Source organism: Protofrankia symbiont of Coriaria ruscifolia (assembly GCF_900634745.1).
Taxonomy (GTDB): domain Bacteria; phylum Actinomycetota; class Actinomycetes; order Frankiales; family Frankiaceae; genus Protofrankia; species Protofrankia californiensis.
In genome coordinates this window covers 1-9,398 of the sequence record NZ_CAAAFR010000192.1, presented here as the reverse complement: position 1 = coordinate 9,398, position 9,398 = coordinate 1, and the positions used below count along the sequence as shown (strand labels likewise).

Here is a 9,398-nt window from a genome sequence, read left to right as displayed (position 1 = left end):
GTGTGAGGGGATGGGGGTGTGCCAGGAGGTGGTGTTGGGGGCGGTGATGTGGTGGATGGCGTGCCCGGTGGAGAGGGCGCGGGCTATGGGTGAGTCCGGGGGATAAGTGCCGATCTGGCCGAGTACGATAGGGGCTTCCGGTTCGCCGGGGAGAGCGGATTTGTGGCCGATACAGCGGAGTGTCACCGGACTGGTGATGCCGCCGGGGGCGGGTTCGTTGCCGCGGTAGACGGTGTCGAGGAGGTCGACGCTGGCCCAGTCGGCGAAGCGGGGGACGGCGATGTCAGCCAGTTCCTGGGCGGTGCGTTCCACGTCCAGGGTGCTGCCGATGGCGGTGTTGGCTTCGTTGAGCAGGGTCAGGCGCTGCTGGGCCCAGTACTGCTCGCTGATGTCGAGGGCCGCGGTGAACGCACCCCGGACCCGACCGGCCGGATCCCGCACCGGTGACGTTCTGACCGCCCAGGCGCGTTTGCGGGACTCGGCCTGTGCCCGGCGGAACGTCTCGTAGTGGGCCGGCTCACCGGTCGCCACCACCTGACGCAGATGTTCCCGTACCTCGTTGTAGGCGGGGTGGGGAAAGGCGTCCATCAGCCGGCGTCCGCGCAGGTCGTCCTCGGCGCTACCGAGCATGCGGGCCACTTCGGCGTTCAGCCGTCTGATCCGCTGCTCGGTGTCGGTGATTGCCAGGCCGATCGGGGCCTGGGTGAGCGCCCAGTCCAGCAGGGCCAGATCATCCACATCCTCGTGCGGGTCCTGTGTGTCCTTCGGAGGGTCCTGTGCGGTGACCGCTGCCACGAACCACTGGGTGACCTTCCCACCGGCGTCCAGCAACGGGTACGCACGCACCCCCACAGCCAGACCATGACCATCCCGGTGACGTGCCGTCACCAACCCGCTCCAGCCCTGTCCGTCCGCCACGGCTCGCCGGGCCGGACCCGGTACCTTCCCCACAAGAAGATCAACTGCTGTCGTTCCGACGATCTCAGCCGGTGCGTAACCCAGCAGCCGGCACGCATCGTCACTCCACGCGGTCACGATGCCGTGCGCGTCAACAGCAGCCGTTACCGCGTACCCCACAGAAAGCTCACCGAGCCGGTCACCCGACGTGGCGTTACGCGGTCTATCACCGTTCATCTCACCCCCGCCTTCCCCGTGAGGCCGTGGACGAACCGGCATCGTGACACATTACTTATCTCTTCTTCACCTTTTCGTTTTGCGTCTGTACCCCTTCGGCTGTTCCGGCCGCCTGGGATTCCGTGCATTACCGGTACTACCGGCATCGTCGTGCGGCTCGGCGCATCGTTCGGCAGCACGGTGCTCTCCAGTCACACCCCGACCGCTGCCGAGGGCCGATCGCTTTCGGCAAACACATTGGGACGCCCGGCAGCAGGGGTGTGGATCACTGAGTGGGGAGAGCGGGGTCCCCGCTCGTTGCGACCGGGGACCTGTGCCGTTGTGACCGGGAGCCGTGCCGTCGCAAAGTGACGGTGCATGCTGTTGCGGTGCGTGCAGGTGATGGTCAGGAACCCCGAGGCGGAGGAGACTCAGACGGTGGATCAGGCGGTGGAACGTGGCCACCGGGCAGCCAGCCGACTCTTCCCGGTGGCGCACGGTCCGGGTCAGTTTTCGTCAGTTTCCGTCAGTGTCGGCGTAGCGGCGGGCAGCAGCCAGAGCCGTGCGGGCCGCGGCGGCGTCAACCGGCACCCCCGCCGGGACCCCGGCCTGCCCGGCATCCGGGCTCCGGTCGAAGTACAGGGTGGCGTAGGCGGTGGTGTCGCGCTGGAAACGCCACCCTTCGGAGAGCGGACCGGCGTCGACGGCGTCGTAGCCGATTGCATCAAGGAACGCGATCACCGTCGCTTTCGCATCCGTGTAGTCCCCGGCGATCGGCAGAGCGCTGCGGTCGGGCGCCCCGGCCGGCCGGGCCAGTGACAGCAGGTGCTTGAAGTAGATGTTGTTGAACCCCTTGACGACCTTGGATGTCGGCAGATGGCTCTGGAGGAGTTCACTGACTGTGGTCGATTCGTCGTCCAACTCGGGGATCTGCCCGTCACGCTGCGGTAAGCCCTCAGTGGAATCGTCACGACCACCAGGTCCCCGGCTTCCCCGGCTTCGCCGGGGGTCGCGGCGCGGGCATGCGGGCCCAGTTCGTCGACCAGTTCCTTCAGGGTCTCGGGCCCCCGCGAGTTGCTCAGGACCACGTCGTATCCGGCCGTGACAGCCAGCCCGGCCACCGTGCTGCCGATGCTTCCGCTACCGATCAGTCCAACAGTTGTCATGTCCGACCCCAACCCTCGGCTCTCCGGTCGGCATTCCCGAGAACGGCTGTCCGTGCCCGGCCCCGGAAGTGACCAATAATGATCATGAGCTGGCTGGATCCGGTCGGTGCAACGATCTGCGGCTGGCCATCCTCGAATGGGTTAAATATCCAGATCGTGACAGTGTGTTATGATTTGATCATTCTGGAACGGAACGGAGCACTCCGTTCCGTGTTAGCCACGCCGGGTGGAAACAGGCGGGGAGGGCCGACCGCCGGCTCGTCGAGCCGACGCCAGCCGTAACGACAAGCGGATCCTGGTGACGGCACGCGAGGTCTTCATCGAGCTGGGGCCAGGAGCGCCGATCTCGGTCATCGCCGAGCGGGCCGGCGTGGGCATGGGCACGTTGTACCGGCGCTACCCGAGCAAGGAAGACCTGATGCGGGCGCTGTCCCTCGCCCACATGGAACAGACCCGGGCGGCGGCTGAGGCAGGCCTGGCCGATCCAGACCCGTGGGCTGGTTTCGAGGGTTTCATCGTGTCCTGCGTCGAGGCCGGCGTCGATGGCTCCCCGCGGCTCGCCGGCACCTTCGAGGTCACCGAGGACGTGCTGGCCACCAGCAAGCGGGCCCGGGAAGCCATCACCGTCCTGGTCACCCGGGCGCAGGCCGAGGGCGGTCTGCGCCGCGACGTCAATGCCGACGACATCGTCGTGCTGCTGCATGCGCTGCGGGAACGGCGCTCCGCCAGGGGCGGGACCGCGGCGGATCTGACCCAGCGTTTTCTCGGCATCATCCTGGACGGCCTGCGCGCCTCGAACGCGCGTCGGTTGGCGGCTCCGCCGACCGATCGGAAAAAGATGGAGCAGGCCATGAAATCCACTTTCAGAAAGGACGCCCCCCATTCTCCATGACCGAACAGGTCGCTTCCGGTACTGATTTTCAGCCGGTGAACGGAGCCCGCTGTTGCCCATCGCCATCGCATTTTCCGAATACGGCGGCCCCGAGGTGCTGCACCGGATCGACATCGACCAGCCGGCCGCGGAGAGTAGCCAGGTTCGGGTCAGGGTTCGGACGGCCGGGGTCGCCCCACTGGATACCAAGATCCGTAGTGGTCAGCTCGCCGATGCCTTTCCGGTCACCTTTCCCGCGCGGCTCGGCAACGAGTTCGCCGGGGTGATCGACCAGGTTGGACCGGACGTCGCCGACTTCACGGTCGGCGACGAGATCATCGGCTTCACCTTCGGTCAGGGGTACGCCGAGGTCGTGGTCGTCGGCGTCGACCAGATCGTCGCCAAGCCCCCGGGCCTGGGAGGTCGCCGGCGGCCTGTCCGTGGTGGGCCAGGGTGCCTTCCGCTTCCTCGAGGAACTGCGGGTCACCGCGGGGGAGACCTTACTGATCTACGCGGCGGCCGGTGGGGTCGGCACCGTGGCGTCCCAGCTCGCCCTGCTGCGAGGCGCCACGGTGATCGGTACTGCCAGCGCGGGTAACCACGACTACCTGCGCTCGCTCGGGGTCGTCCCGGGCAGCTATGACGACGGCCTGCTGGATCGGGTCCGCACCATGGCCCTGAACGGGGTACAGGCCGCCCTGGACGCCGTCGGCGGACCCGCCACGGAGGTCTCCGTGGAGCTCGTGGCCGACCGGGACCGGGTCGCAACCCTGGTGGACGTCGACACCGCCATCGAGAGGTACGGCATCCGCAGGCTGGTCGGTGGCCGGTCCACCACGACCCTCAGTTACCTTGCCGACCTTGCCGACCTTGCCGACCTTGCCGACCTTGTCGCCCGGGGCGTCCTGGGACTGCCGACCACCACATTCCCGCTCGACGAAGTTGTCCGGGCGCACCAGAAGGTCCAGGGTGGGCACGTTCGTGGCAAGGTCGTGCTCACGATCAGCTGACGATCAGACTGATGGCGATTCGAGCCGTTCTCCGATCAGGCACACGAGGCGACGACGAGCCCGTGACGACCTGCTGCCGCGTCCCGCCGGAACAGCATGCGGAATCCGCTGTTCCGGCGGGTGCTCTCCGCGCCGCTCTTATTGCTGAGTCCCGTTGGAAAATCCGTCGGAAACAGCGTTCCCGGCCTGGGAGACGGCGCCGAAAAAGAGTCCATCGACAGCGCCGGAGAGATCGCTCACGGGATCGGCGACGGTGACGGCGGTTCTGCTGCCGATCCCGGTGCTTGTGCTGGTCCCGGTGCTTGTGCTGGTCCCGGAGTTGGTGCTGGTGCTGATGCCGGTATCGGTAGACGTATTGGTGGACAGGGAGAGAGCACCGGCGGGAGCCGTGCCCAGGAGCACAGCGAACAGCCCGGTGACGATGAGGACCGTGGCACGCCGCAGGGTTCTGGCGGTCATGTTTACCCCCAGTGGATATGGGTGGTGGATGTTCCTCTTAGAAGCGTAGATCGGCCGGCGGGCACAGGAATCCGAAGGCCGGGTACTGTGGCGCCGGCTTCATCACAATGCTTCTGAGGGCCTCCGGGCGCGCGAAGGGAGTTATTATCGTGCGTCCTTTGGCTGGCTGGGAAAAGAGGACGACTGCTCCGTCGGCCTGTCCTGGTGAAACGGTAGTCCGTGGGTATTTCGTTGGCTTGCGCGTTTCCCGCGCTGGTCGTCGGGCTTCGAGCTGGGCGCACTGTCAGTCGCGGCGACGGATGGTCATTGGCAGCCCGTCACGGGGTCGCAGGGTCACCAGCGGCTCAGGTGTGATCTGTAGGCCTGCGACAGGCTCGAACATCCAGCGGCGGCTGATCGTGGCGAGAGCGAGCACTCCTTCGGTCTGGGCGAAGCTGTTGCCGATGCACTGATGTGGACCACCCCCGAAGGGAAAGTAGGCGTAACGGGGCCGGTGGGGGTCGACCCGGTCCCCGATCCAGCGGCTCGGGTCGAAGCGTTCCGGCTCCGGCCACCACTTTCCGTCACGGTGGATGACCCACTGACTCAGCAGCAGCGTCGAACCGGCGGGCAGCGGATAACCGCCGACGATGCGGTCCTCCACCAGATACCGGCTCATCGCCCACACAGGTGGATAGAGCCTCATCGATTCTTTGAACACCGCGTCGGTGAACGGCAGGTGGGGTAGGTCCGCGACCGTCGGGCACCGGCCGGCCAGGACGGTGTCGAGCTCGGCGTGCAGTGCTGCCGCCACCTCGGGATGCCGGCCGAGGAGATGGAAGGTCCAGGTCAGTGCGTTGGCGGTGGTTTCGTGACCGGCGAGCATGATTGTCAGGACCTCGTCGCGGACCTGCGTGTCATCCATACCGTCCCCGGTGTCGGCATCACGGGCGGACAACAGCAGTGACAGCAGGTCCCCGCCTTCCGCCCCGTCGCGACGGCGGCGTTCGATGAGGTTGTAGACAACCCGGTCAAGGGCCTGACGAGAGCTGCGCCGACGCCGGACCGAGGGCAGCGGCAGCTGCTCCAGCAGTTCGAAACCAGCGTGCAGGGCCTTGCGGGCAGCCACCGTGTTCTCGCTGATCGCGGTCCGGATCACGGTCACGATGTTGCTGTCGGCATCGGCGTCGACGTCCACGTCGAACAGGGTTTTTGTGACCATCGCCAGCGTCATCTCGATCATCTCGTTGTGCATGTCGAGACGTTGCCCGTCCCGCCAACGCTTGGTCCGCTCATCGGCAATCGCGACGAACGTCTCGCCGTACTCGAAGATCCGCTGGTGATGGAACAGCGGTTGCATGAGCCGCCGCTGTCTGCGGTGTAGATCACTGGAACTGGTCAGCAGGCCCTGTCCGAGTACCAGGGTGAGGGGCTGCACCACGGTTTGACGAGAACCGAGACCACGACGGACAAAGCCCCTGCGGTAGGCGCGACTCGACCCGACCAGCACGTCGGCGATCGCGGCTGGGTCCGCCACGAGGAACGCCGACAGTGGACGGGACGACAGCTGCACGATCGGGCCGTGGGTCTGGCGCAGGCGGATGAGGCCGGCGAGCGGATCGGCGCGCAGCAGCCTTCCCACCGCGCGCAGGCCACCGGCTGATCCTGGAACGGCGTTCGCGCGCATCGGCGCGGGCGCCGGCGTGACAGTGGCGGGCGGGGTAACGGTCATCGCGGACCCTCCTCGGGAACACGGGCGGGGGCACGGGAGCGCTCAACCAAGCAGGACGACCGGCAGACTGATCTTCACGATAATCGCGATCTAAGCGGTGCGGTGGGAGACACCGGCCACGTCCATCCGCCGATGGTTACGCCCGCCCGCCTGCTCAACGGGCGCTCAGATGTGGATGCGCCGGCGGCGGCGTCCGCACTCGGCCTGCCGGCCGGCAGGTTGGGAGCATGCGCCAGGGCGTGAAATGTCCCCGGTCACCCTCCTTGGTCCTACCGGGATGGGCGGGGAGCGGCGGTGACGGCGCTGAAGCGTCCAGACCGATCAATCAGACCGATCAATGATCGGAACCGCCATGCTCGCCGAGCATGGTGGACACCGGACACCGGGGAGACTGCACCAATGGTGCCTATATGTCACATCACCGCGGACGGTGTGAAAATCTCGCGCGAAAGAAACATCATCGCGCTGCCTTCGACCTTCTAGCCAACGTGCAGATGTGGTGACCTCGCGTGGTCGGTGCCATGGACGAGTGGTTGCCGTGGCTGCTGCCACGAGTCGGCCGAGCGGAGAAGTTGAGGTACATCCCGCACACCCGCGGATTCGAGTTCGCGGCGCCACAGGGTCAGATCGACCGCGCGGGCGGTGGTGAACACAGTGCGGTCCGGCCGTAGCAGCGCGGCGGACGCACGGTGGCGGGTCAGCCAGCGGCCGAGCGTCCCGCTTGTGTCATGGATGATCTTTATGTCGTCCGATGTCACCGGCAGGGGGGAATAGAGAGGGACGATGCCGATGTAGCGGGTGCGCAGCCGGGCGAAGAAGGCCCGGGCGTCCTCGTCGATGGCGGAGGCCCAGTTGAAGGAGAAGATCCAGTCGGTGCAACGGGCGAGGACGGCGAAGCCGTCTCCCAACAGATCGTCCAGCGGGATCTCGGTGGCGGCGGCAGTGGCGGTGTCGGCGGCGGTGCGGACCAGCGGCTGCGGGCAGAGCCGCCCGGCGGGTTGCGGACGGCCCGGCAACAGCCGCGATACCGGCCTGACGAGTGGGCCGGGGCGCAACGGCGGGCTCACCGAGCGGTCCATGATCTTTTGGAAGGCGGAAAGGCCGGTAGCCCGTACGAACAGGGCTTGGCGTGCTGTGCCTGTGGCAGTTGCGCCGCTGGTCATCGTCCGGCCGAGGAGGACCGCCGTGCGAACCATCTGGCGGGCGTGTGGCCGGCGTTCGGCCTGGTAGCTGTCGAGGAGGTGCTCGTCGGCGTGGCCGGCCAGGACGAGAGCGAGTTTCCAGGTGAGGTTCGCCGCATCGCGGATGCCGGCGCACAGTCCCTGACCGAGAAACGGTGGTGTCTGATGGGCGGCATCGCCGAGGAGGAATATCCGGCCTCGGCGCCAGCGCCGGGCGATGAGTGCGTGGAACGTGTAGGAGGTTTGGCGCAAGACGGTGAGTTGCTGCGGGTCGACGCTGCCGAGCCAGGGGGCGACGAGCTGGTGGACGACCTCGGTTCGTGACAGTTCGTGGGCGGATTCGCCGGCCCGTATCTGGAACTCCCAGCGGTAGCGTTGCGGGCCGATCCGCATGTATGTGGCGGCGCGGTGCGGGTCGCACACCTGGTGGATGCCGTCCCAGTTCTCCAGTAGTTGCTCGCTGTGCACGTCGATGACGAGCCAGGACTGGGTGAAGTGCAGGTCTTCCATGGTGGTGCCGATGGTTGTGCGGGTGTTGCTGTTAGCGCCGTCGCAGCCGAGGACGGCGTGGGTCCAGATCTGCTCGAGTCGACCGGAGATGCTGTCGCGGATCGTGACGCGCAGGGGGGCGGGGCCGTGGGTGTGCCCGGTCTCGACGATGACGGCTTCGGCGCCGCACCGTAGGTCGACGTGCGGGAAGCGGGCGAGTCCCCTGCGCAGCACTGCCTCCAACGTGGCCTGGTCGAACATGTTGGCCCCGGGATGCCCCTGCCCGCCGTCGGTGGGGTCACGGTGGAAGCGGGCGAACGGCTGGTGGTCGGAGTTCAGCAGCTGCATGCCCAGCGCCGGCCTGGTGATGGCGCGTACGTCGTCGGCGAGGCCGCCTGATTGCATGATCCGCAACGTTTCGTCGTCGAGGTGCACGGCTCGGGGCAGCGGGTAGATGTCGTGGTGGCGTTCGATGATGAGGCAGGGGATGCCCTGTTGGCCGAGAAGGTTGGCTGCCGTTGTGCCGCTGGGGCCGGCGCCGATGATGACGACGGGAATTTCTCGGGGGGTAAGCGACGGCATGCCGGCATCCTTCGGGCGTTACAGGTGGGACGTGTGCAGGTCGCGGTCGGTTTACTGCGGGTGCGGGTGCGGGTCGGGTGTGGCCGCGGCCGCGTTCGACGACGCACCTCGTGTATCGCGTGGGGGTGCGGCAGACGTCGACGCGGTCGCGCGGGTCACCGGACGTCGGTGGGTCTTCAGATGTCAGTGGGCTTTCAGGAGTGCGGCGAACAGTGTCAGGCCGGGGCCGAATCCGAGGGCGACCACCACTTTGCCCGGTCGGATTTCGCGGGTCTGGAGCAGCCGCTGCAGAATGATCAACACGGTGGCACTTGAGCAGTTGCCGTATTCCCGGAGGATGTCGTAGGAGGGGGCGATCGCCTCGTCGCTGAGCTGGAGCTGTTTCGCGACGACTCGCAGGATCCGTGCACCGCCGGGGTGTATGGCCCAGCCGTCGACGTCGTCGCTGGTGTAGCCGTGTGTGGTGAGGAGGTTGGTGACGAGGTCGGCGACGTGGCGTTCCAGGACTTCCGGGACCTGTGGTGACAGTCGCATCCGGAATCCGTGGTCGGTGACGAACCAGCCCATGTACTCGCTGACACTGCTGTCGGTACTCGCCATGACATCGACGATCTCGAGTTGTGTGGCCACGCTGGCTGTCGGGTGCTGAGCGGGTGCGACCACGACGGCGGCGGCTCCGTCGGCGAACAGCGAGTGCGCGACGATCTGTTCGAAGTCCTCGATGGTGGGGGTGCCTGCGTGCAGTGTGGGTGATTTGGGTTGGGCGTGCAGGCTGGAGAGTTCGAGGCAGAGCAGCAGTGCGGGTTTGCCGTGGAC

The 9,398-nt window shown here is 67.0% G+C and carries 7 protein-coding genes and 2 pseudogenes; 3 read left to right on the top strand and 6 right to left on the bottom strand.

All coding sequences use genetic code 11. The features are described 5' to 3' along the window. Together CV1CTNOD_RS22450 and CV1CTNOD_RS22445 are read right to left on the bottom strand one after the other, a co-directional pair. On the bottom strand, positions 1-1,134 hold a 1,134-nt coding region (locus tag CV1CTNOD_RS22450; protein ID WP_131787941.1), incomplete at its 3' end, for a PAS domain-containing protein. Between the two features lie 495 nt (positions 1,135-1,629). Then, positions 1,630-2,279: pseudogene (locus CV1CTNOD_RS22445) on the bottom strand (NADPH-dependent F420 reductase). A gap of 226 nt (positions 2,280-2,505) precedes the next feature. On the opposite strand from CV1CTNOD_RS22445, the gene CV1CTNOD_RS22440 reads away from it, so the two are divergent. The 3 genes and pseudogenes from CV1CTNOD_RS22440 to CV1CTNOD_RS27100 all read left to right on the top strand — a co-directional run bounded on the left by CV1CTNOD_RS22440 (position 2,506) and on the right by CV1CTNOD_RS27100 (position 4,160). Continuing rightward, positions 2,506-3,171: a TetR/AcrR family transcriptional regulator gene (locus CV1CTNOD_RS22440; protein WP_131787940.1), complete on the top strand. Its 666-nt coding sequence runs from the start codon at positions 2,506-2,508 to the stop codon at positions 3,169-3,171. Between the two features lie 94 nt (positions 3,172-3,265). Beyond that, positions 3,266-3,496, top strand: a pseudogene (locus CV1CTNOD_RS27105) (alcohol dehydrogenase catalytic domain-containing protein); the annotation flags it as partial. A 94-nt stretch (positions 3,497-3,590) separates the two neighbouring features. After that, positions 3,591-4,160 carry a zinc-binding dehydrogenase gene (locus tag CV1CTNOD_RS27100; protein WP_242606934.1) on the top strand — a complete coding sequence of 190 codons (570 nt, stop codon included), beginning with the start codon at positions 3,591-3,593 and terminating at the stop codon, positions 4,158-4,160. Positions 4,161-4,298: 138 nt separating this feature from the next. Here the strand turns inward: CV1CTNOD_RS27100 and CV1CTNOD_RS22430 are convergent, their stop codons facing one another. The 4 genes from CV1CTNOD_RS22430 to CV1CTNOD_RS22415 all read right to left on the bottom strand — a co-directional run. Next, a complete protein-coding gene (locus tag CV1CTNOD_RS22430; RefSeq protein ID WP_131787939.1) occupies positions 4,299-4,619 on the bottom strand; it encodes a hypothetical protein in 321 nt (106 codons plus the stop codon). A gap of 283 nt (positions 4,620-4,902) precedes the next feature. Beyond that, on the bottom strand, positions 4,903-6,330 hold the full coding sequence (locus CV1CTNOD_RS22425) for a cytochrome P450 (protein ID WP_131787938.1): 1,428 nt from the start codon (positions 6,328-6,330) through the stop codon (positions 4,903-4,905). A 479-nt stretch (positions 6,331-6,809) separates the two neighbouring features. Continuing rightward, positions 6,810-8,582 carry a bifunctional 3-(3-hydroxy-phenyl)propionate/3-hydroxycinnamic acid hydroxylase gene (locus CV1CTNOD_RS22420; RefSeq protein WP_131787937.1) on the bottom strand — a complete coding sequence of 591 codons (1,773 nt, stop codon included), beginning with the start codon at positions 8,580-8,582 and terminating at the stop codon, positions 6,810-6,812. A gap of 183 nt (positions 8,583-8,765) precedes the next feature. Beyond that, on the bottom strand, positions 8,766-9,398 hold a 633-nt coding region (locus CV1CTNOD_RS22415; protein WP_278043972.1), incomplete at its 5' end, for a 3-oxoacyl-[acyl-carrier-protein] synthase III C-terminal domain-containing protein.

Coding starts and splice junctions, on each gene's coding strand:
- CV1CTNOD_RS22420 (WP_131787937.1), bottom strand. CDS start 8,582: ATGCCGTCGCTTACCCCCCGAGAAATTCCCGTCGTCATCATCGGCGCC.
- CV1CTNOD_RS22430 (WP_131787939.1), bottom strand. CDS start 4,619: ATGACCGCCAGAACCCTGCGGCGTGCCACGGTCCTCATCGTCACCGGG.
- CV1CTNOD_RS22425 (WP_131787938.1), bottom strand. CDS start 6,330: ATGACCGTTACCCCGCCCGCCACTGTCACGCCGGCGCCCGCGCCGATG.